This is a genomic window from Bradyrhizobium sp. McL0616, assembly GCF_049993385.1.
Classification (GTDB): Bacteria; Pseudomonadota; Alphaproteobacteria; order Rhizobiales; family Xanthobacteraceae; genus Bradyrhizobium.
Map to the genome: position 1 here is coordinate 5,620,104 of NZ_CP188255.1, position 23,934 is coordinate 5,644,037.

Here is a 23,934-nt window from a genome sequence, read left to right on the forward strand (position 1 = left end):
GAGAAAGAGCCGGATCCTGCTGTCCGGCTCTTTCTTCACAGGCGTGCAGCTAAGCGGCCACCTCGATCGCCGCACTGCGACCGACATGCGCGATCGCGTCGCGCAGCACCTCAAGACCAGCCCCCTGCTTGGTACCTTGCTCGGCCAAATGCCGGCGAAAGGCACGCGCGCCGGGCACGGCGTGAAACGCACCGACGAAATGCCGCGTGATAGCGTGCAGCCGCGTGCCGCGCGCGAGCTGCTGCTCGATATAGGGCATCATCGCCTCGAGCGCGTCCTGCATGGTCGCATGCGGCGCCGTTTCGCCGAAGATATCCGCATCGACCGAGAGCAGCCGCCACGGTTCCTGATAGGCGGCGCGGCCGAGCATCACGCCGTCGACACGCGCGAGATGCAATTTCGCCTCATCAATGCTCGGGATGCCGCCGTTGATGATGATGGGCACGTCCGGCATCGCCTGCTTGAGCCGATAGACGCGATCATAGTCGAGCGGCGGGATGTCGCGGTTCTCTTTCGGCGACAATCCGTTGAGCCAGGCCTTTCGGGCATGCACGATCAGCGCATCGGCCCCTGCCGCGACGACCGCGTGCGCCAGCGAATCGAGCGCAACTTCCGGATCCTGGTCGTCGATGCCGATACGGCATTTCACCGTGACGGGCACGGTGACCGCGGCCTTCATCGCATCGACGCATCTCGCCACGAGCTCCGGCTCCGCCATCAGGCAAGCGCCGAAGCGGCCGTCCTTTACGCGATCGGACGGGCAGCCGACGTTGAGATTGATCTCGTCATAGCCAAAGTCCTCGCCGATCGTTGCCGCCAGCGCGAGATCGCGCGGATCCGAACCGCCGAGCTGAAGCGCCACCGGATGCTCGACCGGATCGAACCCGAGCAGCCGCTCCCGACCGCCATGAATGATGGCGCCGGTCGTCAGCATCTCCGTGTAGAGCAGCGCCCGTCTCGTCAAGTGACGGTGGAACACCCGGCAGTGCCGGTCGGTCCAGTCCATCATGGGGGCCACGGAAAAGCGATAATCTTGATACTTCAATATGTTGCTCTATGTTTTCAATAGACTAGATCAGGAACGTGTGCGCTCTGTGTGCACTCCAAACTAGCCAAGATTGTACTCGCTTGTACCGCATTTGATCTCGCGGTGCACACGTAGCGCACACGAAACCGGGGCTGGCGCGTCCAGGTCAGGAGGAAACGCGACATGTTGAACCGCCTGCTGGACGGCTTCGAAGGCAAGCTGACATCGACCAATTGGGCAACGATTGAGAAGTGCTCTCCCGATACAGCCTTGCGCGACATTCAGGACCTCGTCGACCAGGGCATCCTCACCAAGGACGAAGGCGGCGGGAGAAGCACGAGCTACTCCCTCGCCTCCTCTGAAGGCCGAGCTCCCGGGTGATGAGGTCGGCTGGCCGCCCGCGCAAGCCATGGGAGATGTAGTTGCGAGCGATGACGAGGCCATCTCCCCGGTCGTCCTTGCCGCGCGGCACCACATGGGTATGCGGATGCCCCGTGTTAAAATGATCGGCTGCGACCCGGTCGAGCTTCTTACGAAGATCCTGTTCCATCTGAAGCATGAGATCGCGCATGACCGGCTCCAAGTCGGCGAGCTCCGCACTGTCCTCCGGCGCGACGATAAAGCGAAACTGATGACGGTCGCCGGCGCTGCGCTCGGTGAACGCCTTGGCGTCAGCACGATCGGTGCCAGCATCGTGCAGTTCACCCGGTGTGCCCTCGCGCGTAACACCATCGCACTGAACGTAACGCAAGTGCGCGCGAACGGCGCCGGTCTCGCCTGATTTGGTGCGGACGATGCGCGCCTTCACCACAACGCGCCTCTGCCCTGTTGGGCGGCCGCGTCCAGCAAGCGTCGTTCCCTGGGCATGGCCGCGGCCAATCCTGCCGAGCTTTACATCGAACTCGTCGTCGATCTCGTCCATGGCGTCGCGTCCAATTCAAGAACGCCGCCGATATGTGGGGCCGGTGGCCGCGCGCCAAGACGCAGACGCAATCAAGCAGAAAAGCCATCGCCGTAGGACCGCTCTGGTACCATCCATCACAGAGGGCGCCAAATCTGGGATGTGCAGACAACCGCTTAGCCGCCATCGAGCGGGATCTTCACACTGCTTACGGCAGGGCGTGGGGCTGACTTGATCAGCTCAGGACTCGGGACGCCGCAAATGCTGGTTACCGCTTCTGAGCGAGAGCAACAGGCATTTCGGGCCAGGCGACGATCGCGCTGTTTAGATCCAAGCGCTTATATCCAACTCACCGACTTAGCTGCAAATAGTCAAATTCTCGCAAGCTATTGCTTTGCCTTAGCGGGGAAAATGAATGATTGATCGTCGATATCTTGGTCCGGAAGCTGATGGACTCCCGCCATGACGTGCAGTTCTGCTAAGGACGGCATCGCCGCGGCCGAGAGCTCGATTGAACGAGGCTTCCCACTAAAGACAAGGGCCGCAACTACAATCAGCGCCAAAACAAGGAAAGAACTTACCACGAACCGACGCATGTAATACCCTCCCACCTCAGATATGCGGAGAATAAACGGCTTAGTTAAAAAGACCGCTAAACGCGTGCGCTCGACTCAGCGAAGGCGGTTGAGGCGGTCTCTTGTACGAAACGATTGAGGACGCCTGCGGCACCTAGTGCGATGATAGCGGCGAGCAAACAAGCAAATACGAAAACGCGCATGCTGTCGGTCCTTACATTCAAATTTTAGCATGGTTCCGAGCGGAATATGTGCGTCTCCCGTACAAAAGACCGTGTTTAGATCGGGAGTGCGAAAGCCTGGGTCTCGATCTCGATAAACGTTCGTCCGAGCGCGCCAACGGCCGCATAGAAGTCAGCCGAGTTCGCTTGCTCAAGGTCCGCGAAAAAGCGACTTATCCAACGCGAAACATGCTGTTCAAAGAACGTATGCTCAGCGCCTGCTGGCGCAGGAACGGTTCCAGCGGCGAAGCCTGCCATGATCTCACAGAGAAATCCCGCGTGATCTTCGGGCTCCGTACGGTCCGGAGCCTTTTGGAGGCCGAGACCCCCTAGAGTTTCCCGCAAGCGCGCGAGAGGACGGCCATACAGGGTCTCGGACAAATAGTGCGACGCGTAAGGCAGCAGAGCCCCCTTGCCCAATCCTGCGAAGAGGGCGAAGAACTCACGCGATGCGGCCTGCTCATTTGTTCGGCGCGCCGCATCCGCTAGCGCAATGTGCGCCATGCCCATCGGGCTGGCATCGCCGCGCAATGCGGAGATGCGGCTCAGCAGATGCGCGTCCGGGCTGCGCGTCAGCAAGGTTGCCAACAGCGCGTATTCCTGCGCCCGAGCGAGGTCGAATTCTTCGACAATACGCACTGAAGCGGTCCTCGAGGCTCGATCCATCATTCTTTGATCGCGCAAAACCTAAAATCTTGTTGGCTGCTAGCGTGGCAATGCGCTGCCATGACGTCGTGTTCGCGGAGAGGGTAACACTGGTGCCGCAAGACCGTCAGGCTGCTCGCCTGCATCCCGGTCCTCGGTCGTCGGTGTCGCGGCATCATCTGGTAACGATCGAACTGCCAGGGTCGTTGGTTCGAGGGCTGGCTGTTCGGAATCGACCGGGCCTTGCCGAACTGGATCGATTGGCGGCGGCACGTCAGCAAGCACGTCCTGGACCTGCTCCAGCCCATTCGAAATCTGCGCGACCAGATCGGCAATCTTGTCCGTTGGATCGAGCGGACCGAATCCCGGAATAGCGTTGGGGTCATTAAAATCCCACTGGTTCTCCGCGATCCCGATGAAGTCGCGAATCGCAGGATCGGTTGCCCAGGCGCGTCGCAATGCCGCGCGGGTCAATTCGGCTGGAACGCCCGTCTGCAGGAATGCCGCAATGTCGGTGTGAGCGGCGATAGTTTCGATCGACGGCAGGCTGGCGAGATCGAAAGGCCGGTCGGTTTCGCCGTTCGCTACGGACGGTTCAGCAGCTTGCTCACCGTCGGTCGGAGCAAGTTCAGCGTTTAGGCTTCTTGAAGCTTGCTTGAGCCGCGCCCAGCGAACGAAGACGTTACTCTCTGACACAAATCTCTCTCATGGCTTTGCTAACGGTTGCGTTGCCGTTTGATGAATGGCCGTTCGACATGGTGCTCGGCAATGAAACGGCCGATGATCTCAGAGATGCCGATCGGCATCGGTACTGCCTCAATCAGATTGCTGCCCGCGTCGGTGAACGCCTCGCCTTCTGCCGGATCGGCTGTGACGGCGAGAAGTTCATAAGGCGGTTCGGAGCCGGTCGGTCGCAAATTGACCCACAATGTAGGCGAGCCTGACGTGAGATTTTCGCGATAGTTCATGGTTTCGGTGCGATGCAGCTCGATCACAGCGTCGCCTGCATAGAACAGCATGGCCTCGCCTTCGCCACCAATCGGAGTCCACGGCTTCGCAGACGGCTCACCCGCAAAGACCGACACGGGCCGCCACAGAAAATCGGCCCACGCACTCTTCGCCTTGCGTCGTTCAATTGCAACACCAACAGCAATGCGTGCAAGACTTGTCGATATCAATTTCCCGTCTCCAATCGAAGTGTGGTCTCCGATACAGGGTCGCCTTTTGCGACATGCGGAGTATATACTCTAAGGATGATCCGGCCAGTGGGTGGCCGATCTATCTTGGGAGCCGAGGGATATCGTGAGCGTCGTACCTCAAACCGGCAGGCGCTTCCTGATTTGCTCATGTGAAGGGTCGATGTCGCTCGATGCCGATGCGATCGACCGCGGTTGCCACGGCGAAGTGACGGCAGCGACGCAACTCTGCGGTGCCGAACTCGACCGATTCAAGGCCATTGCCGCCGAGGATGCTCCGCTCACGGTAGCCTGCACACAGCAGGCGGCACTCTTTTCAGAGGTTGTCGCCGAAAATAATCGTGCGAATTCGATACAGTTTGCCAATATCCGCGAGACCGCCGGATGGTCTAGCGATGCCGATCGCGCGGGGCCGAAGATGGCAGCACTGCTGGCCGCCGCAACCGAAGTCGCCGTACCCGCGCCAATGGTTCAGCTGGAAAGCAGCGGAATCATCCTGATCTATGGCCGTGACGAGGCTGCGATTCAGGCTGGCGATTTGCTGAAGGAGCACCTCGACGTCACCGTGCTGATTGCGCCACCAGCCGCGATAGCGCCGCCACGTCGCGCCGACTATCCGATAGCCAAAGGTCGAATAAGCAGTGTCAAAGGACACTTGGGCGCGTTCGACGTAGTGGTCGACGAGTTCGCCGAAGCAGCGCCGTCCTCGCGGCACATGCTGACGTTTGGCCCATCGCGCAACAACGCCCGTTCGACCTGCGACATCGTCCTCGACTTGACCGGCCGCCCCGCGCTGCTTCCTGCCGACTTGCGCGACGGTTATTTGCGTGCTGATCCCGATAGCCCCGCGGCAATCCTCCAGGCCGTGCTGAAAGCGCGCGACCTCGTCGGGACTTTCGAGAAGCCACGTTACATCACCTTCGACGCCGGGCTTTGCGCACACTCGCGCTCGAAGCAGACCGGCTGCACCCGCTGTCTCGATGTTTGTCCCGCCGGCGCCATCACGCCTGCGGGCAACCATGTGGCGATCGATGCCGACATCTGCGCCGGCTGCGGCCAATGTGCGACGGCCTGTCCTACGGGCGCGGCGTCCTATGCTCTGCCGCCGGAAGACGCGCTGGTCAGAAAGCTGCGTGCCATGCTGCTCGCCTATCGCCAGGCGGGCGGCGAGCGGGCCGTCATCCTCGTGCACGACGAGGTCCATGGTTCGCCGCTCATTGATGCGCTGGCGCGGTTCGGCGACGGCTTGCCCGCTAACGTGCTGCCGTTTGCTGTCAACGAGGTCACGCAGGTCGGCTTGGAGAGCATCGCCGCAGCTTTTGCCTATGGCGTGTCGGCAGTGCACTTTTTGCTCCGGGCCAAACCGCGCCATGACGTCTCCGGGTTGACGCGAACGATAGCGTTGGCCGATCCGATTCTTGCCGGCCTTGGCTTCGGCCCGGACCGGCTTTCAGTGATCGAGACCGACGATCCGGACCATCTGATCGAGGCGCTCCGCACGGCGCCGGCCCACGCACCAGTTCCCCGCCCCGCAAGCTTCCGCCCGGTGGGTGGCAAGCGCGATGTGCTTCGTTTTGCGCTAGCCGAACTGCACCGCGCGGCACCTGCACCCGTCGATGTCGTTCCGTTGCCGGACGGGGCACCGTTCGGCGCCGTCGAGGTGGATGCTGCGGGCTGCACACTTTGCCTGTCCTGCGTGTCGGTCTGTCCGACGAGTGCCCTGCGCGACGACCCCGAGCGCCCGGCATTGCGTTTTGTCGAAGACTCCTGCGTTCAGTGCGGCCTGTGCCGGACGACGTGTCCGGAGAAGGTCATCACGCTGGTCCCGCAAATTGACTTCCGTGCGAGCCGAGCGCCAACGCGGGTTCTCAAGGAGGAGGAGCCGTTTTGCTGCATCCGCTGCAGCAAGCCGTTCGGTGTCAAGAGCAGCATCGAGCGCGTGGTGGCGAAGCTCGAAGGCCAGCACTGGATGTATTCGGGCTCGGCGCAAAGGCTCGACGCAATCAAGATGTGCGGCGATTGTCGGGTAAGCTTCGTCGCCGAGCAGGGTTTTGAATCTTATGGCGCACCGGGGCCAACCGTCCGCACCACGGACGATTATTTGCGAGATCGGGAGATGAAGCGAGACCCGGATGGCCGCTCCAACTGAATTGCCCGGTTCAATCTAACCCGAGCGCCACCGCTATTCTGCCGGCGTAGCCGAAGGTTGCCGGCCTTCCGCTTCAAGCTTTTCGGCAAGCCAGCGGTCGTGATGCTCTCTCGCCCAATTGAGGTCGACTTCGCCCGTTCCCATGGCTTCGAATGCGCCTTCCATGCCGAGCGTGCCGATATAGATGTGTCCCAGGATCAGCGCGATGAACAGGATTGCGATCACGGCGTGAGCGACCTGGGCGATCTGCATGTCCGCAATGTTGGTGCCGTAAAAGGGAAACAGCAGCACGAATCCTGACGCGGATACCAGGAGGCCTGCTGCGACCGACAGCCAATAGACCATTTTCTCACCGAGATTGAAGCGTCCTGCGGGCGCATGCTTCGATTTGATGAAGCCGCCACCCTGCTTGACCCAATCAATATCGATCCTCTTGAAGAGATTGTCCCTGAAGAACAGCACCGTGATCAGAACAAGGCCCGCCACGAAGGCGAAGCTCGTGAAATTGTGCACGTACTTCGCGACTTGGGATATGTCGGAGAAGGCATCCGGGCCGACGAGCGGTCGCAGCAGGATCTTGCCGAAGGTGACGTTCAGGCCAGTCAATCCGAGGAGCACGAAAGAGACTGCCGTCAGCCAATGCGCGAACCGCTCGAAGGCCTTGAAGCGGACGATCGTTTCGCCGGAGCGCCCCGCCTCGATGCGAAGCCGGCCCATGATCAGATAGGCGAGCGCGAGCACTGCAAGCATGCCGACGATCACCAGCGCGGCACCCGAATGCAGCAGGACCTCGTGGAAATAATCCCAGGTCCGTCCCGCCGGCTGCATCAACACGCTGGCTTTGACATCGGGAATGTCGATCCGGCCCTCAATGCGCGGCGCTTGCTCCAGAAGCGTCCTCTGATTGGTCACGCTGGCGGTCGGATTGGGGGCCCCATCGGGACCGAGCTTCTGGGCGAGCACTGAGGCTGTCGTGAGACCGAACAGCATCAACAAAAGCGCTGCGAAGCGAATGCGTGCAAAAGCCGTCATGACGGATTCCCAATCTTCGTGCCTGATCGTCGCGCTTCCATCGGCCGTAAGCACAGGTCCCCTTACGACTTGACGTCCTCGTGGTAGGCGGTTGTCCAGCCCCAGGCTCCGGAGCCGTAGCCGCGCTTCTCGACGCGTTCCTCGTAGAGTTGCGCGATGATGTCACCATCGCCTGCAAGCAGGGATTTGGTGGAGCACATCTCGGCACACATCGGCAATTTGCCTTCGCCAAAACGGTTCGATCCGTACTTCGCATATTCTTCGGCGCTCCCCGGCGCCTCCGGTCCGCCGCCGCCCGCGCAATAGGTGCACTTGTCCATCTTGCCTCGCGAGCCAAAATTCCCGACCTGGGGATATTGCGGCGCTCCGAACGGGCAAGCATAGAAGCAATAGCCACAGCCGATGCACAAATCCTTGTCGTGCAGGACGATGCCGTCTTCGGTCGGGTAGATGCACTTGACCGGACACACCGACGCGCAAGGCGCATCGGTACAATGCATGCAGGCCATCGACACCGACCGCTCGCCGGGCTTGCCGTCATTGATGGTGACGACGCGACGTCGATTGATACCCCAAGGCACCTCGTTCTCGTTCTTGCAGGCGGTCACACAGGCATTGCAATCGATGCAACGGTCCGCATCGCACAGGAATTTCATGCGTGCCATCGGTCTATCCTCTCATGCGGCTCTGATCTGACAAAGCGTGGCTTTCGGCTCCTGCATGCCGGTGGCAGGATCATAACCATAGGTCGTCAGCGTATTGACGCTCTCACCGAGCACGATGGGATCGGATCCTGCCGGATATTTCGCCCGGAGATCGGCTCCCTCGTACCAGCCGGCGAAATGGAAGGGCATCCAAGCAACGCCCTTGCCGACGCGCTCAGTCACAAGCGCCTTCATCCGGGCTCGCGAACTGTTCTCAGCACCGGTCACCCAAACCCAACCGCCGTCGATAATGCCGCGCTCTGTTGCGTCCGCCGGATTAATCTCGACGTACATGTGCTGCTTTAGTTCAGCGAGCCATTTATTGGACCGCGTTTCCTCGCCACCACCTTCGTATTCAACCAGACGGCCCGAACTCAGAATCAGCGGGAATTGCTTCGCGATCGCGCGGTCGACAGCGGCCTTCTGCACGGAGAAGCCGATATTGGGCACACGAAATTGCTTCGCGTCCGGCAAGGTCGGATAGTCGGCAACGAGGTCGGGACGCGGCGTGTAGATCGGCTCGCGATGCACCGGAACCGGGTCGGGCAGATTCCACGCGATCATGCGGGCCTTGGCGTTTCCGTAAGGCGAACACCCATGTTCGATCGCGACCCGCTGGATGCCGCCGGACAGATCGGTCGACCATGACACCTTGTCGGGATCGGCCGGATTGACGCGCGCGATCACTTCGCTTTCTTGAGCGGTGAGATCCTTGTCCCAGCCGAGTTTCTTTAGCACGCCAAGGGTGAACTCGGGATATCCGTCCTTGATTTCCGAACCGACGGAGTACGAGCCCTCGGCAAGAAGATTATCGTGATCTTCCCGCTCCACTTCCTGCCCGTTCTCCATCACCTTGCGCTTCACGACGCGTTCGACCCCGAACCGCGCGCGAAAGGTGCCACCGCCCTCTTTCACCGGAAGATTGGTGTTGTAGAGGATCGGCGTGCCGGGATGCTTGAACTCGGGCGTGCCCCAGCACGGCCATGGCAGGCCGTAATATTCCCCGCCAACCTCGGGATCGTCCTTCGGCGCCCGCAGCGTCACCAGGTCGAACTTGTGCTGGTTCCTCATGTGGGCCTTGAGCCGCTCCGGCGACTGTCCGCAATAGCCCGTCGACCATCCGCCGCGGTTGATCTCGCGGAGGATGTCCTCCGCCGAAACTGCGCCTTTCTCGACCCTGATGTTCTTGAACATCAGGTCGGAAAATCCAAACTTGCGGGCGAACATGTACATCATGTCGTAGTCGTTCTTCGCCTCGAAGACCGGATCGACGATTTTTTCACCCCACTGCAGTGAGCGATTGGAGTTGGTGCGCGAACCCTCCATTTCGAAGCTCGTGCACGCCGGCAGCAGGTAGGTGCCGTTCTTGCGCTCCGACAGCACCGACCACGCGGTCGGATAGGGATCGCAGACCACCAGCAGCTCAAGCTTCTCGATGCCCTTCACCGCCTCCGGCATCCGGGTGATGGTGTTGACGCCGTGTCCCATGATGAACATGGCCTGCACCGGATTGGGCTGGCTGATCTGGTTCTTTGGCAACAAGGTCGCGTCAAACCAGCGCGTGCTCGGAATGCCCGGCGTTTCCATCAGCTTCTTGTCGGGGAACCGCGACTTCATCCAGTCGTAGTCGACCTCCCATACCCGGCACCAGTGCCGCCAGGCCTCCTCGGCGAGACCGTAATATAATGGCAGCGAGGTGACATCGAGACCGAGGTCGGTCGCGCCCTGCACGTTGGTGTGACCGCGGAAGATGTTGGCGCCTGCGCCGGGCTGCCCCATGTTGCCGGTGGCGAGCAGCAACAGGCAACTGGCGCGGACATTGGCAGTGCCGGTGGTGAATTGAGTCTGCCCCATCGCCCAGATCAAGGTGGCCGGCTTCTGCGTCGCGAACAGTTGGGCGATATGTTTGACCTGCGCTTCGGGCAAGCCGGTCACACGCTCGACCTCCTTGGGAGGCCACTTCGCAATTTCCTTTCGGACCTCATCCAGGCCATAGACACGCTGGCTGAGGAATTCCTTGTCTTCCCAGCCATTCTCGAAGATGTGCCACAGCATGCCGTAGATCGTGGCGATGTGCGTGCCGGGGCGAACGCGAACGTACTCGGTCGCGTGCGCGGCGGTCCGCGTCATCCGGGGATCGACCACGATCATGTTGGCGCGGTTGAGCTCCTTGCCTTCAAGAATGTGCTGCAGAGAAACCGGATGAGCCTCGGCGGGATTGCCGCCCATCAACAAAATGGTCTTGGAGTTGCGGATGTCGTTGTAGCTGTTGGTCATCGCGCCGTAGCCCCAGGTATTGGCTACGCCGGTGACTGTCGTCGAGTGACAGATACGCGCTTGATGGTCGGAATTGTTGGTGCCCCAGAACGCCGCGAGCTTGCGATTGAGATATGCGGCTTCGTTGGTGAACTTGGCAGAGCCGAGCCAATACACCGAGTCGGGGCCGGCCTTCTGACGAATGTCCAGCAGCTTGTCGCCGATCTCGTCGATCGCCTTCTCCCAGGAGATGCGCGTCCACTGTCCGTTAACGAGTTTGACGGGATAGCGCAGACGCCGCTCGTTCAGCACGTCGTCGCGAACTGCGGCACCCTTGCAGCAATGCGAACCACGATTGATCGGACTGTCGTAGTCGGGCTCCTGTCCGATCCATACGCCGTTGGCGACCTTGGCGATCACCGAGCAGCCGACCGAGCAGTGCGTGCAGATATTCTTCCGGGTCGTGACCGGTGCCCCAACAGGCGGTGGTGGACCAGCCTCGGCCTTCCGCACGCCGTGCAGCGCGATTTCACCCACCGCGACCAATGCGCCTGCCGTTAATCCTGAGCGCTTCAGGAAAGTTCGCCGGTCTAAGCCCGACGACTGTCGGCCGGCTTCCGCATCGGTAGGCTTGGCACGCTCGGGACGACGATCGGACTTCCTGATCAGCACCGAAGTCTCCTATCGAGCAGTGGGATAGCCGTTGACGCGATAGAAATTCCGAATTTCCTGTGAGTCTGCTTGATAGCGAGCCCTGCGTTTCTGATTCAAATCGACCGGTTTCGCAGAAACCTGGGAGGGCGACAACTCGCCAACACTGAACGCGCCGACGCCAACAATCGTCAGCTTAAGCAAGTCACGTCGAAGAAGTTTTCGTGGAGGATCATTCTTCAACGAAACGCACTCCCATTTCGGGTTAGCTCCTCCGTACGTTATCCGAGTTCAGCATCGGACATCAATCGCAATCCTGTATTGCTTCAGCCGCAGGGCTGCTAGTTCACCTAGCTTTCTGGCCGCATCGGCGTGAATGGCGCCGAACCGCCTCCCCGTGATGCTGTTGCCGTCGTGAGGCTCCGAAAGTTGTCGTGCGAATTGGAAATGTGAAGATCACATTGAAAGATCGCTCTATCGGGGGGCCTCGGAGTGGCATCTGGCCCGCAGTCCATGTCCGCTTTGGGTCCGATTGTTGAAGAAGTCGGCCTGCGGATCGAAGGCCAGCAGACAAGCACGATAGCGCTATGTGGCTGTTAACGGCGTGATAGCGGGGATCGGCTTGACTAATTTTCTGAGGTTCTGAGCGGGCGGCAAGCAAGAAGTCATCATGTGCGCCGCATGCACCGCGTAGCCGCGGTCGATGCAGCTTGAGGATGAGTTTGAAGTGGGCAAAGCAGCTGGTTGTCACGTGTCTGCCACCCCGACAGGCGTAGATGTCGAGTCCGAGATAGCAGAAGTCGTCTCAGACGAAGGTCGCATCGGCAAATTAGGATTTGTCGAACTCAGACACGTGCGGGCTCGGTGTCATGCTGTTGGACCAACCAGTCGATCATCTCAGCAGAACTATAGCCCTGTGTCCGCGGCGAGACATCCAATGCCTTCCGGTCCAGGGCGGACGGCAAAACACTAGTCCTGCCTATCTGCTTCAGATAGCGAAGCAGATGTTATCGATCAGCGCGCGTTTTGATCCTGGATGCGTTCCCTCGGAGAAGCCTGTCGCGCGACGTGGGGAGAAAGCCGACGCAGTACTTTTGTTGCTTCTTGCCATAGCACTTGTTCAACGAGTTCTCGAACTCGGCGCCCAATTCTGCCTCGAAGCCGAGCCTCTCCCCTTGTCGACGAAGAACGACGTCCTGACTCCGAATTTACATCAGGAACGCGCGACCGGTTAGCTGGCGCAAAGCGTCTTCGTACTGTTCAAGATACGCCTGGGCGACTGACGCCGCGCTGAAGCGCGATTGAAAGCGGGCCATGGCGTTCACGGCTGCCCGAGCGTAGAAGGCGCGATCCGAAAGAAACACCTCGATTGCGCGAACCAATGCCGCCTCATTGCACGGCTCAACAAGAATTCCGGTCTCGCCATCTGCAATGATCTCAGGGATCCCGGCCAGCCTGGTTGCGATCGCAGGCAGCCCAAGCGCCATGCCTTCCATCAAGCATAGGGGAAACATCTCGCCCTCCATGTAGCTTGGAAGGGCGATCACATGCCCTCGCCGCATGATGGCTGGAACGTCGCTATGATCCACCCGCCCCATGCACTCGACCACTTCCCGCAGACCGAGCCGCTCGATCAAAGCTTCGACCTCGGGCCGGTTCGGACCGTCTCCGATCAAAACGGCGCGCAAACCGGGATACCGGGGCATGAGCGCCGCAATCGCCGACAGGAGTTCCAGATGCCCCTTACCCGCGAACATCCGCGCGGACATAACAATAGTTAACGTCCCGGCGTCCGGCGTCGATGCTTGGCCCCAAAACAACTCCTGGTCTACACAGAACGGGATTACTATCGCACGCGATTTAGGAATTCCGTTCGCCACGAATTCGGCAAGGGCGGCCGCATACGGCATCACCACGCGATTGGAAAGCCACTTCTCAAGCCAGAAGGTCAAGTCGGAGACTCGACTGCGATATCGCGCGAACCAAGTAAACGTCGCGTGATGAGTTACGATCAGCGCCTTACCGGGAGACAAAGCGCGCGCAAGAAATCCATCGATGCCCGATATCCCCACAGCATGGATATGAATAACATCGGCTTCACGCAATAATCGGCGCAGCGACCACACGCGCTGAACGCGAAGCCAGAGCTTTGCCAACCGCCTAGCGGCGCGTTTCGTCCGGACGGTCCGTTGCGTCGCCTCAGACGTTGCGTCGAGGATCGGCGGATCAGCAAGATCGTAAGTCGCGATCCCTCCGCGTTGCGCAATGGCACGGACTTCTTCTCGGCTCACCAGATCGATTGCTATCGATGGCTCGTGGCCAGCCCGCTTTTGCGCCGCGCAGAGCTGGAGGATGAAAGTCTCCACCCCCGTCATCCCGAAATTCGTTCCCATATAGTGAAGAATTCGCAGGGGACTCGGACGTGCCGTCTGTCTATCCGTCCCTATCAGCTCCAGATTCAAATGGAACTCCGGGTGCTCGGCAACGCCGCTCGCTGGGGAAACGCAAATCCAAGCGAAAACTAGTTTTCGATGGAGTCCGCACCCTAACCGATTTATTTATCGCACCTCCGCGACAACATGCCGCGGAAATCCAACGCCGCTAGATTCCCTCGCCAGGAGGTCCAATTGAAGCGGAGATGGTACATCAGTACGAACGGGGGCATACCCGCGCTCAAAAAAGCGCACAGTTTGTTGCGATCAGCGTCGACAACAGCAGCGGTTAACCCTGGCCCGGTAATCAACAAGCCCAAAATTCGAGCCGCATCAGAAGACAAGCAGCATATGCGGCTCACCCAGGGATTCACTTCCACCAAAGTACAACGCGGTCGACAATTGACAATGGATATGCGACGATCTGTAGTATTTAATGTCGTTTTAATTCAGATAGCCCTCTCCTACGAACTACCCATCGCTGAGACGACGACCGTAGACGGTGTGTCGACTATTGCAGCCTAGCAGTAAGTTTGAACAGAAATCAGAATTAGAAACCTGCAGTGCAGAAACTATTGTTCCACGAGCCCTGGTGGTTGGCCGCAGCGTCGAATGGTGATTACCAAGAGACAACGAGCAAGATGGACGGCGAAGTGGTCGGCCGCCTTCCTTACATCGTGCAGCGCCGCGGCCCGTTCAATGTCATTCGGATGCCGTCGTTCACGCATATATTAGGCCCCATCGTGGATGCGGGAACCGGCAAGTTGGAAACTCGACTACGACGTCGCTCCGCTATCGTCCGCTCGCTGATTGATCAATTGCCACCCAATTCCTTTTGTCATCAACATATTGACGCCTCCGTCGACAACGGATTGGCGAGTGTCGATGGCCTAGCTTTTCAAGAACGCCGCTTCACGGTCGCGGCTCAATATACGTTTGAGGTGGACTGCCGCAAGGATTTGAGCGCCATCTGGGCGGAAATGTCCCAAAAGACGCGCCAGCCGATCCGTCGTGCCGAGGAGAAATATTCGGTCAAGAGTGTGGAAATCCCAAGCAGCTTTATCAGTTTCTATGAAGCGAACACAAAAGCTGCCGGCCAAGGTAATCGGGTAGATTTCAGGAACTTCACGTCACTTTTTGCCGAATGCCGCGCTCGCGGATGCGCGATGATCCTCGGCGCCTTCGATCACGATGGTACGCCGGTCGCAATGGCCTATCTCGTCTGGGGTCATGGAACTATGTACTACCTCCTATCGACCCGCTCAGCCAGCGCAGATTACGGCGCGATCAGCCTTCTGCTCTGGTCCGCAATGAAGGAAGCGCATGGACTCGGCACCATGCTCGACCTCGATGGCGTTTACTCGAGTGGAACGGCGCGTTTTCTCAGTAGCTTTGGCGGGCAAATCAAGACTCGTCTTGTTGTTCGCCGCAGCGAAGGGCTCTACAGCGCGATACAAAGCCTCAAGAGAATATATTCACGTGACGAGAGCTATTATTTCACCTAAAGGCCCGCGCCTCAATGAGGCAGCAATCAGCCGGCGATTTGCAACCATGGCAACAAAGCGTCCCTTTCCTTCTGCTGAAGCAAAGAGATTTTCTCACATCGTTCAACTCCGCAATGGGGGAGCGGGCCCATCACTCATCTGCTTTCCAGGATCGGGCGGCAACGTTCATATTTTTCGTGAAATGGCCGCGGCGTTGCCGGAAGACCATTCTGTCTACGGCATCGATTTGGGTTGGCTGTGTGATCAGACGACGGATTTCACGATAGAAGAGCTTGCTACATTCTATGGAGATGTCGTCGAATCTCTTGAGAGGTGCGGCTGCTACCTGCTTTGCGGTTATTCCTTCGGCGGCCTTCTGGCGTACGAGTTGGCGACCAGATTGGTGGCGGCAGGTCATGATGTGCGGGCGGTCCTGCTACTGGATGCCCCTAATCCTGCGCTGCTCACGAATCTCTCTGCGTCCGAGACGACGCAATATCGCAAACGCTACCTGGTCGATCGGCTGAAGCGATACGGTGACCACTTGCTCAGCGGAGACCTCAAGGCATTTGCAGGACGCAGCCTCGCGTTCGTCATCTCTCGCGCGTCCAAACCGTTGCTGCCGTTGATCAAGATGGCTGTACGGCTGACAGGAACAGCGTTGCCGACCATTGTGAGGTCGAATGATCCAGGATTCTTGAGGGCCTGGAATGCATACAAACCCAAGCCATATCCGAAAAGCGTGGTCTGCTTTCGGGTGGAAGAGAGGGGCGCAGAACACCAGGACGATCCTTCAATGGGTTGGTCGAACTGCGCACTGGGAGGCGTGGAAGTTCACATCGTCCCTGGAGGACATGTCGGTATGATGGCAATGCCGTCTGTAAGAGCCATCGCCGACGTCGTGGCGACGTATCTACGCGACAGTGGTACCCGGCCGCCAACGACCGACTGCCGCGAGCTCCCGACGCCCTCATCGATCCCGGAGGCAACCGTCAACGACGTGCCATCGCGCGGCTCAATTGAATTCGAGACAATCCAGCCCGCAAGGAAGTTAACCTGAGGGCGACTAGAAAAACAGAAGTATCGTTCGCGCAAAAAACGCCAACGCATAAAACTCTATTGGTCCGTAACGCCTCCGATAACTAGCTTGCATTTGCCGACGTCCGGACAGCTCGCTCTTTCTTTGCTCTGCCGTCGGATCTGGTGAATGCATCAGCGAAGGTGCCCCGACACGATAACGAATCGCCGGACGTTCCAAGAAGCGGACGCCGAAGGCACGCATCGCACGAACATGGAAATCCGCATCCTCCATCAGACGTATAGATGGATCGAACCCCCCTATCGCCTCAACGCATTCCCGCCTGATGACCGATGAGCTGCAGACGAGAAGCGCATTGTCAAACAACATGCGTCCAACGAATGCCAAACGGGAACCAAATCGCTGACTGAGGGCGGCCTTGCGGGCGGCTTCGTTGAAATACCGCTGCTCATGCTCCAGCTGCTCCGAGGGGCGCTGCGCAAAAGGCTCGATCCTTCCAAAAACGAGGCCGATCGAGGGATCAGTCGCAAATGCGGCCCTTGCCGCGGCGTAGTGTCCCTCGACGACGATGTCATCGTCGTCGAGAAAATGAATGAATTTGCCTCGTGCCGACGGCCATCCGATGTTGCGGACGATACTCGGAACTCCTCCGCTAGGTGTCGGATTCTTCACATAGATTAAACGAGGATCTTTGAAGCCTCGAACAACGGCTTCTGCCGATCCCTCCGGGCTATCATCAATTACGAATACCTCGACGGAGACCTCGCGCTGCCCAAGAGCACTCGCGATAGCTTCGAGCAGTTCGTTCGGCCGACGAAAGGTCGGAATAATCACCGAAAAATCCGGACTCATTCTACAACTTTGCAATAGGTCAAATCATCGCAATTCCTGATACATATTGCCGCAGCTCCCGCCGCTTGGCCAGCGGGATACCATAAAAATAGACATTAAATATTGGCATGGGGGTTATTGGCGCGTGGGAGCTAAGTCGCACCGCTGAATAATTTCGTGTCGCCCGGCTTCGCAGGCGCCGCCCGCGTCGCGGGTGCATTCAAGATTATACCGGCCAGATAGCGGCGTTTCCGCAACACCACGGAAGCGGCAAAAGAGCGGCATCCCGCCGGTGATCGTCGACGGGACTTTAGCGGCCGCTCGTTCAGCTCATCCGGAACGAGCGCCGAAAACGACCGACCTATGTTCGGATAGGAGCGCCTAATAACCTATGCAAACAGGAAGTCATGCGCGGTGAGCGCAACCTGGCTATGCACCACAACATCGTTTCCCGAGGAGAAAGTAATCACACTTTGGTGGGTCGATGGGTCGAATGTCGAGATGTTGAGCTGGCCGAAGTCGTGAATACCTAGCGCGGAGACATCAATATGGTCGATACCCCAATTTGACCCGGGCTGACCTCGGACACCTTGGCCGAAATCCTCGATCGTGTCGTGACCACTGCTGATTTTGAAGACAAAGGTGTCGTTTCCACCTCTGGCATTTCCAGTCATCGTCTGAGCATCACCCCACATGTCGTCATTGCCTGAGCCGCTGATCAGCGTGTCATTTCCTCCACGCGCGTCATCCGACATGACTTTGGCATCCCCGACAAGAAGGCTTCGGTAACTACCGGCAGGTGCAGCTGGCCCATCGCTGCCAACAAGCTTGTCGTTACCACCATGAGCATTGCCAGACATCGACAACGCATCGCCGTAAGCGAGATTATTGCTTAGTACACCACCAAGGAAAGTATCGTCCCCACCGTCTGCGTTGCCGCCCATATCTTTGCCGGCATCGCCATAGAAGGTGCATACGGACTGCGACCCGCCGACAAAAGTATCGTCGCCTCCAGACGCATGCTCGATCATGTTGCCGGCTGCATCACCATAAAACGTGTCCTGCGCCACAAACCCTGTGTCTCTAAACGTATCATTGCCGCCGTGGGCATGGCCGGACATGTCGCCGCCGGCATCGCCGTAAAAGATGTTGAGTGCATTTGTAGCACTCGTGTTGAACGAATCATTGCCGCCCACCGCCTGATCGCTCATTTGTCCGCCGGCGTCACCCCAGAAAAAATTGCCGGCGCGACCGCTCGCTGTCAGGACGTCATCGCCACCCACAGCATGGCCAGACATGTCGCCACCAGCATCCCCATACACAACATTGTGGAGGGCCTTGCTGGAGTCCGTAACAATATCGTTGCCCCCCTGGGCATGGCCGCTCATATTTTTTCCGGCATCGCCGTAGAACGTCAAGTTCAGTGCCGCTGCGACGCCTTGGAACGTATCATTGCCGCCTGACGCATATCCAGACATGTCGCCGCCAGCATCGCCGTAGATCGTAGCGGAGAAACCGGAGCTCGACGCCGGCGTTACGACGAAATGATCATCACCGCCGCGAGAATGCGCCAAGATGTCGTTGCCGGCATCACCGTAGAATGTATCCTTGTCCAACGTGGCCGTCGTGAGAAATGTGTCGCTACCGCCGGTGGAATGCCCCTGAAGATTCACACCAGCGTCGCCGTAGAATATATTTATTGAATTTGGGCCTGCCGTAAAAGTGTCGTTGCCCCCAACGGCGAAATTAAAGAAGCTTTGTGACGCGTCACCGACGAAAAAGTTGGTTGCATCTGAGGTCCCGAAAATATCGTCGTCCGTACCCACTTGATGGTGATGCAAGCTACCGTCCGTAACCGCGCGGGTGAAAATACGCGTCATTCGCTCCCTCACTATTACATTACTGGAACCGGCTTGGCTCCAAACGACCAAGTCATTAGATTTAATTTAATTGCAACGATTGATACTAATTAAACTGTTTGGATGGTCGTCGGGAAGGCCATTTGTGCGTTAAAGCTAACTGCGAGCCGAGATTTAATCTTGGAACCCACCACCGATAGGCTCTCGGTCGGGAACTGAATTCACGGCATGGAGCAGGAAGACCGAAAATCGCGAACGATGGCGCGGCTGCCGTCGACAGGGCGGCCGCTGTACGCGCATCTGATTTGCGAATTGGAGCAATCGGATCCCGCGTTGTTCCATAAATCAAGTGGCGCTAAAATCGTGCTGCGGGAAATTTCGGACCACCCCCGACTATGCTTCACGCCTCTTGGGGATCATCGCTTTGATGTCGCCAAGCTGCCACTTGTACCGGAAATGGCACTTGGCCATTCGCCCTCTTGGCGCGCGCGGCGGGCTCGCTGTCTTAACCTGAATGATAAAGCTTACTATCGGCCTCCGTTTGCCCAGGAACAGCAGGAGAGTAGATTTATTCGTCCAGTGACGGCGATCGCCACTCGACTGGGCGCAACACCCAGGAATATGACGGGAAAGGTCAGATGAGCCTGAAACGCCTTCGGGCGACTTCGGATAATCAAGATCAAACGCCTGGGGTACGCACGCCTCGGGTAGCCGTCAAAACTGTTTGGGCGGTGCTGAGTGCGGTTGCGACGTTTGGTTGGGTCGTCGCGCTCTTCTGGGCTGCAGCTTGGATAGCGCAGCGCGTTTTTACATAGACGGCGTCGGATACCCGCTAATGCGGAACACGCTCATCAATTTTGTGAAATCGTAACTGCCCTCGTACCGGAACGTCGGCGTCGGCCTGACGTCGCGCTCCGACGCCTGCTGCAATAGCTGTCATAGCTTCGCTTGGCCACGCCCGTCGCAGGGCGTGAGCAGCCCGACGAAAATTTGGGGGACCGCGTCTGTATCCCGGAGCCTGCCTGGGGAGAGGAAGATGCAATCTCACCAGCAAACCGCGTTGATCGCCAGCAACGTGGATCTCGTTCCCCAGTAGCGTGATATGGCCCTTCCTTTTTCAACCTGCAATTTGCTGGTGAGCCGGATGATGGAATTGTCGATCAACAGCATCGACTGCTGCGATTTCGTCGCCATCTCGAATACTCGGCCAAGTTTCCACCATCGCTCACCCATTGCACCAATGAAAGAGTTTCACGGGCCGAAGCGTTCTGGCAGCGCGCGCCAGGGCCGGCCGGGCGGCCATGCGGGCTATGCCGCGCGACTTGTCCGACAGCAGCGGCTTCATCAGCTGCCACTGCAACTCGCTCTGTTCGTAACGCGCCCAAAGCTCCTTTTGGAGCCTTTGACTCTGGCGTCGCTCCAATCATTAAGATTCGGGAGGCTGAAGTTGTCGAAGCTTTAGACCCGGGAGGAACCGACTGGACATCCATGAGAATGTCTGACTGACACCGCAAGGTCGAGAGCTCTCGGCAGATACAGCGCGGGCAGAAGCCTCGGCACGAGCCGTCGGCGCCTGCCCTCGACCGCGCGAAAGTCGGTTGATCGGCGCCGCCAAGAGGATGTTGGAAGGCTGAGGAACCGCTCCTTGCGAACACATCGTCTGTGCGGTCTGGCGCGTCAGGCCGCGGTCGACCGGGTCGAGGCTCTGCGCCGTCTGCGCATGAGCAACAAAATTGCCGGCGAAGTTGGCGTGCCGGCGCCGGCTGTGAGGCGCATGCTACACCCGTTTGATCTCAGCAAGCTCAAGGCACTGACATCCGCCGAGAAGGTGCACCACCACCACAAGCGCGAGCGGCCCGGCGGGCACATCCATGTCTTGGCGCGGGCATACGCCGCCCACTGGTTGAAGGCTAGAACCCGTCAGCGACGACATACGATCGCGCTGCGCCAATGCTGCCGATGCCATACGGGCTGGCGGGAACACCCCCCTTGATAGCCGTAATAGCCATAGGGCGCGTAGAGCGGCTTTGGACCAGCTTCGACTTGCACTGTGGAAGGCTCAACCCAAAAGAACGGTCCCAGCTCCGTGGCCCCCGCGGGCTGAGAGGATCCGAACTCAAAAGCGATCAAAACAGCCACGAGAACGATATCTCTCGCGAAGGTCGCCCCGGAACACAAAATCCTACCTAATACACTGATAAGGTTCAGTTTTTCGAATTGAGGCAGTATCAGAATTCGGCTCACCTGCAACCCCCCATAGCGCTTCGCGCGCGCAGCGCGCCACGAATTCAGCAAACCCGCGATAACGTCCGATTTGCCCGACGCAAGGCCTGCGAATCCTCAGCATCGGGAGCACGGATACAGAAGCGAGTTCAATGATGACCACCGGCAGCGATCCCACTCTAGCACACCATCGCAGATTCCCACCTTGTCGGGAACCTTTAAGGCTCTGTTAACTTAGATAGCCTCGTATCGCGCCTGGGATCGCCGCAAATAAGCTCCGAATCGGAGAAATAAGTCTCAGAAGTGGGGATTTGGGCAACATGCTTTGGGTTTGGCTGCTTATAAGCAGCACGGTTTTAACCGCAGTTGTTCTCGCAGGCCGGGCACATAGCCGGTATCTCGATCGCGTTCAGGTGAGGTCCCAATTCATGATCTTGCCCGTTGCGGCCGGCGAGTCTGCAACCGTCGCAGGTTCAACCGCAGACGAAGTTCCCGTTGCTATCTTTATCGGCGAACGGATTCTGGTGTGCAGCGTGCCAACAGGCCAAGCGCACGAGATCTTCGGGGTGCGCAACGATCTACACAATGTTCCCGACTCAACGAAAGCGCCTGACGTGTCGTATCCCTTCAGGAAACCGAAAGTACGCGACGCCTTCGGCTTCAACACTTCCCAGAGAGCCTCCTAGTCTGCGGCGCTGTTGATCATGACCTGACCGTAGCTGGGCAGAGGCTCGCGATCAGGACCGGTTTGGCGGTTTCGGAGGCCGACCAATCCAATACCAGGGAACTTGAAGCTCAATTGACGTAAGTCGATTCCCGCAACGAGTGTGAGTAGGTTGACTTCGACCCCCTCAACCCGGCCGAACTTGACGCCCAAAACGCCATTCACGTTCAGTTCTACGCCCGTGCGGCTATCCGTCCACCCCAGAAATACGCCCTGCCTGAAATCCTTTCCGACGGCGGTCGGAGGCAACGTAGCTCCGAGTTCAGGGACCGCACGAATGATTGTTGTCACGAACGTATTGCTGTTTGGTCCCGGCCATGTCCGGTAGTGGCCCGCTGTGACTGGGTAGTTTTTGATAGCTTCTTCGATTTTCGGAATCATTGCTGCAGCGACGGCCCCTTCAGCGCTTGCGATTATTCGAGGCGCCCTTCCGAACCATCGCCCGTCTGGTGCAAATCTGTTTAGCGACGGCTGGTTGTCGAGCCACTTACCGTTTAAGGCGCCACTCGAGTCACGGCTGGCGAAGCCAAGAACTTCGTAGCGCATCCAAGCCGAGGCCTCCTGACGCTTGTACACGATCCAACTATGGCTAAGAAACCTTCCGGGGGAACCGGATAGAGGGACCGACATGACAACAACGCGGGCGGCACGCTCTGCCTCGGCCGCTGGGAGCAGGCCCGCGCTGGCCATATCGACGACCTGCATATCTGCTTGAGCGGGCTTCGGGAGGTGATCAGAGATCGCCAAAATCGCCTGCAGGGACACAGGCAGGACATAGAAGATAACAACGAGCGTAGAAATAATTTTCAGAAGGCGCACTAAAATTACCCGCATCTCGGCTCGCCTACCTTATCAAAGAAAGGCAAAAGGCTGACCAAGCCGAGTTAACTCGCAATTGTTAGCCCCTCTTTCAAGCTCCTTTACAACCGTGACCGGCCGTCTGTGCCAGAAAGTAACACAGGAGCTTGGCTTCTCAGGCATCGGCCGGATTTGTTGCCAGGATGAAACAGCCCAATGAATTCGGGGCGTCAATAAGGATCTTGCCGTTAAGGTAAAAAAAATGGAACATTTCACGAGAGCAACACATCCGAGCAATATTGTGTTTATATCGTGAAGTGAATACGCATAATTTTGATCAAGATCCGAACGGTTTTTGTAATTTATCGACTTGGATATCTCGACGTTTGACCCTGCTCGGCGAAGGCAAGCCAATATCAGGAAATTAGTATGGACAGATCATTTCGTTCAGACATTCGCAACGGCAGCCCCGTAACTTCATGGGAAGACCTTTCTGCCAAATACGACGAGCTGCTGAGGTTGCGGCAACGGGTGAAAATTGCTGAATGCGGGCGGGCAGTTGGCCAAGCCAGATTTATGAGCCCTACTTGCGATCAGTTTCACGCATCGAAAGCCAGCTAGAGGATCTGGCCGCTGCGTCATGGCAAGACCAGCGGTGAACTCGTAACCTTAGAGATCCGTCTCGTCTACGTCCTGGCGAGCGCAGCACTGCATTTGAATCATCCGCACTCATGCCTGCGCAGAATGGCCTTTGCGACGTCTCTCGTTTGTGCTGCGCTTGCCGGCCTTGGAGGGCGCGATTGCAAATTCATCGATTGCGCGTCCGCTTTTCATGGCCGCGACCAGCCAGCGCGGCTGCTTTCCCCTTCCAGACCAGGTTTCGGTCACGTTCTTTGGATTGCGGTATTTTGGAAGTACTTTGGGATATTTGCGCCGTTTCCGCGGAGTGCCATCGATAGGTGGAGGGCTTGAAGTGGCCATATTGCGCAGATCATCCTCGCCACGAAGTTGAGCCAACCGCTTCTCGAGTGCCTGCTTTTCGGTGGTCAACCTGACGGACAGGAGGCGGCTTATTTCTTCGTGCAGCTGCCACATTTCATCGACGGACATTTCCTCGAGATTCAACTTATGCGCGAAAGAACTAGCCATAATTGCTCCAATTGTAGTGATTCGCACCTAAGATCGGA

General features: G+C 58.3%; 18 protein-coding genes. 4 read left to right on the forward strand and 14 right to left on the reverse strand.

The window, feature by feature from the left end; genetic code table 11:
- Positions 1–49 precede the first annotated feature (49 nt).
- From dusA to ACPPVR_RS27575, 5 genes are all read right to left on the reverse strand, one after another.
- Positions 50–1,009 (reverse strand): tRNA dihydrouridine(20/20a) synthase DusA, encoded by a 960-nt coding sequence (gene dusA / locus ACPPVR_RS27555; protein WP_426616199.1) that lies wholly within the window; start codon positions 1,007–1,009, stop codon positions 50–52.
- A 325-nt stretch (positions 1,010–1,334) separates the two neighbouring features.
- Positions 1,335–1,949, reverse strand: coding sequence for a hypothetical protein (locus ACPPVR_RS27560; RefSeq protein WP_426609703.1), 615 nt, complete (start codon positions 1,947–1,949; stop codon positions 1,335–1,337).
- A gap of 832 nt (positions 1,950–2,781) precedes the next feature.
- Positions 2,782–3,363 carry a TorD/DmsD family molecular chaperone gene (locus ACPPVR_RS27565; protein ID WP_426609704.1) on the reverse strand — a complete coding sequence of 194 codons (582 nt, stop codon included), beginning with the start codon at positions 3,361–3,363 and terminating at the stop codon, positions 2,782–2,784.
- A gap of 66 nt (positions 3,364–3,429) precedes the next feature.
- Positions 3,430–4,065, reverse strand: coding sequence for a DUF3306 domain-containing protein (locus tag ACPPVR_RS27570; RefSeq protein ID WP_426609705.1), 636 nt, complete (start codon positions 4,063–4,065; stop codon positions 3,430–3,432).
- 20 nt (positions 4,066–4,085) lie between these two features.
- Entirely contained in the window at positions 4,086–4,547 is a 462-nt protein-coding gene (locus ACPPVR_RS27575) for a DUF3305 domain-containing protein (RefSeq protein ID WP_426609706.1), read from the reverse strand.
- Between the two features lie 181 nt (positions 4,548–4,728).
- Here ACPPVR_RS27575 and ACPPVR_RS27580 point away from each other — a divergent pair, with 181 nt between their 5' ends.
- On the forward strand, positions 4,729–6,714 hold the full coding sequence (locus tag ACPPVR_RS27580; protein WP_426609707.1) for a 4Fe-4S binding protein: 1,986 nt from the start codon (positions 4,729–4,731) through the stop codon (positions 6,712–6,714).
- Positions 6,715–6,747: 33 nt separating this feature from the next.
- Here the strand turns inward: ACPPVR_RS27580 and ACPPVR_RS27585 are convergent, their stop codons facing one another.
- The 4 genes from ACPPVR_RS27585 to ACPPVR_RS27600 form a co-directional block, all read right to left on the reverse strand.
- Positions 6,748–7,746, reverse strand: a complete 999-nt coding sequence (locus tag ACPPVR_RS27585) for a formate dehydrogenase subunit gamma (RefSeq protein ID WP_426609708.1) — start codon at positions 7,744–7,746, stop codon at positions 6,748–6,750.
- Between the two features lie 62 nt (positions 7,747–7,808).
- The gene (fdh3B, locus tag ACPPVR_RS27590; protein WP_426609709.1) at positions 7,809–8,411 is read right to left on the reverse strand and encodes a formate dehydrogenase FDH3 subunit beta; all 603 of its coding nucleotides are present in this window, start codon (positions 8,409–8,411) and stop codon (positions 7,809–7,811) included.
- A 12-nt stretch (positions 8,412–8,423) separates the two neighbouring features.
- On the reverse strand, positions 8,424–11,378 hold the full coding sequence (locus ACPPVR_RS27595; protein ID WP_426609710.1) for a formate dehydrogenase subunit alpha: 2,955 nt from the start codon (positions 11,376–11,378) through the stop codon (positions 8,424–8,426).
- Positions 11,379–12,565: 1,187 nt separating this feature from the next.
- Complete coding sequence (locus tag ACPPVR_RS27600) at positions 12,566–13,732, reverse strand: glycosyltransferase family 4 protein (protein WP_426609711.1); 1,167 nt, start codon at positions 13,730–13,732, stop codon at positions 12,566–12,568.
- A 620-nt stretch (positions 13,733–14,352) separates the two neighbouring features.
- Between ACPPVR_RS27600 and ACPPVR_RS27605 the strand changes: the two genes are divergently transcribed.
- Together ACPPVR_RS27605 and ACPPVR_RS27610 are read left to right on the forward strand one after the other, a co-directional pair.
- Positions 14,353–15,294: a GNAT family N-acetyltransferase gene (locus tag ACPPVR_RS27605; protein ID WP_426609712.1), complete on the forward strand. Its 942-nt coding sequence runs from the start codon at positions 14,353–14,355 to the stop codon at positions 15,292–15,294.
- A gap of 46 nt (positions 15,295–15,340) precedes the next feature.
- On the forward strand, positions 15,341–16,333 hold the full coding sequence (locus tag ACPPVR_RS27610; protein WP_426609713.1) for an alpha/beta fold hydrolase: 993 nt from the start codon (positions 15,341–15,343) through the stop codon (positions 16,331–16,333).
- 6 nt (positions 16,334–16,339) lie between these two features.
- Here ACPPVR_RS27610 and ACPPVR_RS27615 read toward each other — a convergent pair whose 3' ends face one another.
- Both ACPPVR_RS27615 and ACPPVR_RS27620 read right to left on the reverse strand, forming a co-directional pair.
- A complete protein-coding gene (locus ACPPVR_RS27615) occupies positions 16,340–17,146 on the reverse strand; it encodes a glycosyltransferase family 2 protein (RefSeq protein WP_426609714.1) in 807 nt (268 codons plus the stop codon).
- Between the two features lie 386 nt (positions 17,147–17,532).
- The gene (locus tag ACPPVR_RS27620) at positions 17,533–19,023 is read right to left on the reverse strand and encodes a calcium-binding protein (RefSeq protein WP_426609715.1); all 1,491 of its coding nucleotides are present in this window, start codon (positions 19,021–19,023) and stop codon (positions 17,533–17,535) included.
- A gap of 207 nt (positions 19,024–19,230) precedes the next feature.
- On the opposite strand from ACPPVR_RS27620, the gene ACPPVR_RS27625 reads away from it, so the two are divergent.
- Positions 19,231–19,644 carry a hypothetical protein gene (locus ACPPVR_RS27625; protein WP_426609716.1) on the forward strand — a complete coding sequence of 138 codons (414 nt, stop codon included), beginning with the start codon at positions 19,231–19,233 and terminating at the stop codon, positions 19,642–19,644.
- A 402-nt stretch (positions 19,645–20,046) separates the two neighbouring features.
- Here the strand turns inward: ACPPVR_RS27625 and ACPPVR_RS27630 are convergent, their stop codons facing one another.
- The 3 genes from ACPPVR_RS27630 to ACPPVR_RS27640 form a co-directional block, all read right to left on the reverse strand.
- Positions 20,047–20,196: a hypothetical protein gene (locus ACPPVR_RS27630; protein ID WP_426609717.1), complete on the reverse strand. Its 150-nt coding sequence runs from the start codon at positions 20,194–20,196 to the stop codon at positions 20,047–20,049.
- A 1,711-nt stretch (positions 20,197–21,907) separates the two neighbouring features.
- The gene (locus tag ACPPVR_RS27635) at positions 21,908–22,783 is read right to left on the reverse strand and encodes a DUF3750 domain-containing protein (protein ID WP_426609718.1); all 876 of its coding nucleotides are present in this window, start codon (positions 22,781–22,783) and stop codon (positions 21,908–21,910) included.
- A gap of 693 nt (positions 22,784–23,476) precedes the next feature.
- Positions 23,477–23,896, reverse strand: coding sequence for an H-NS family nucleoid-associated regulatory protein (locus tag ACPPVR_RS27640; RefSeq protein ID WP_426609719.1), 420 nt, complete (start codon positions 23,894–23,896; stop codon positions 23,477–23,479).
- Between the last annotated feature and the right edge of the window lie 38 nt (positions 23,897–23,934).

Bases quoted from the DNA above. Each gene is read 5' to 3' on its own strand.
- dusA (WP_426616199.1), bottom strand. From the start codon at position 1,009: ATGATGGACTGGACCGACCGGCACTGCCGGGTGTTCCACCGTCACTTG.
- ACPPVR_RS27560 (WP_426609703.1), bottom strand. From the start codon at position 1,949: ATGGACGAGATCGACGACGAGTTCGATGTAAAGCTCGGCAGGATTGGC.
- ACPPVR_RS27625 (WP_426609716.1), top strand. From the start codon at position 19,231: ATGGAGCAGGAAGACCGAAAATCGCGAACGATGGCGCGGCTGCCGTCG.
- ACPPVR_RS27640 (WP_426609719.1), bottom strand. From the start codon at position 23,896: ATGGCTAGTTCTTTCGCGCATAAGTTGAATCTCGAGGAAATGTCCGTC.
- ACPPVR_RS27580 (WP_426609707.1), top strand. From the start codon at position 4,729: ATGTCGCTCGATGCCGATGCGATCGACCGCGGTTGCCACGGCGAAGTG.
- ACPPVR_RS27635 (WP_426609718.1), bottom strand. From the start codon at position 22,783: ATGCGGGTAATTTTAGTGCGCCTTCTGAAAATTATTTCTACGCTCGTT.
- ACPPVR_RS27630 (WP_426609717.1), bottom strand. From the start codon at position 20,196: ATGGCGACGAAATCGCAGCAGTCGATGCTGTTGATCGACAATTCCATC.
- ACPPVR_RS27600 (WP_426609711.1), bottom strand. From the start codon at position 13,732: ATGACGGGGGTGGAGACTTTCATCCTCCAGCTCTGCGCGGCGCAAAAG.
- ACPPVR_RS27620 (WP_426609715.1), bottom strand. From the start codon at position 19,023: ATGACGCGTATTTTCACCCGCGCGGTTACGGACGGTAGCTTGCATCAC.
- ACPPVR_RS27610 (WP_426609713.1), top strand. From the start codon at position 15,341: ATGGCAACAAAGCGTCCCTTTCCTTCTGCTGAAGCAAAGAGATTTTCT.
- fdh3B (WP_426609709.1), bottom strand. From the start codon at position 8,411: ATGGCACGCATGAAATTCCTGTGCGATGCGGACCGTTGCATCGATTGC.
- ACPPVR_RS27585 (WP_426609708.1), bottom strand. From the start codon at position 7,746: ATGACGGCTTTTGCACGCATTCGCTTCGCAGCGCTTTTGTTGATGCTG.